Annotated in this window: 1 protein-coding gene; it reads left to right on the top strand. The window is 35.2% G+C overall.

Translation table 11 applies throughout. The features are described 5' to 3' along the window. The first annotated feature begins 38 nt into the window (after positions 1-38). Entirely contained in the window at positions 39-701 is a 663-nt protein-coding gene (locus A6M14_RS12425) for an IS1595 family transposase (RefSeq protein ID WP_152875444.1), read from the top strand. Positions 702-731: the final 30 nt, after the last annotated feature.

The following is a 731-nucleotide window of genomic DNA, read 5'->3' as shown; positions in this document are numbered from 1 at the left end:
GCTCTAGACTAGCAGAATAGATATGTTAGTCTAGAATCATGATAGAAAACAGTAAATTAAGTCACTATAAGATTAAAAAAATTATTCAGTGCTTTTGCATTGATATTCCTGCTTCTAAAACAGCCTTATTGCTTAACTTGAACCGTAATACCATCAACTATTGGTACATGCTTTTTAGAGAAGCAATCTACGATCATCAAACAGATTTAAGAGCAAAGTTTGTAGGTTCTATTGAAGTTGATGAGAGCTATTTTGGAGCAAAAAGACAACGTGGTTTTCATGGGAAATTGAAGCGAGGTCGAGGTACTTTAAAACAACCTGTATTTGGAATATTTGAAAGGAATGGTCGAGTTTATACAGAAATAGTCCCTGATTGTAAAAAGACTACATTACAACAAGTTATCTTAGGTAAAGTTGCACTTGAAAGTGTAATTTATAGTGATGGTTGGCGTGGATACAATGGTTTGGTAGATGTTGGTTACTCAAAGCATTTTAGAGTAAATCATGGAGCGAATGAATTTGCCAGAGGACAATGTCATATAAATGGAATAGAATCATTCTGGAGCTTTTGTAAAAGAAGGCTAGCAAAGTTCAACGGTATATCAAAAGAGTATTTTGATTATCATCTTAAAGAAACAGAATGGCGTTGGATGAGGGAGCCTAATGAGCTAGCAACAGAGTTGTGGGACCTCATTAGGTAAAACTAAGTGCAAATCTGCTAGTCTAGAGCC

It is taken from the genome of Acinetobacter portensis, from assembly GCF_009372215.1.
GTDB classification, from domain to species: Bacteria; Pseudomonadota; Gammaproteobacteria; order Pseudomonadales; family Moraxellaceae; genus Acinetobacter; species Acinetobacter portensis.
The sequence above is the reverse complement of the archived record's forward strand: the minus strand, read 5'-3'. Positions and strand labels throughout refer to the sequence as shown.

Bases quoted from the DNA above. Each gene is read 5' to 3' on its own strand.
- A6M14_RS12425 (WP_152875444.1), top strand. From the start codon at position 39: ATGATAGAAAACAGTAAATTAAGTCACTATAAGATTAAAAAAATTATT.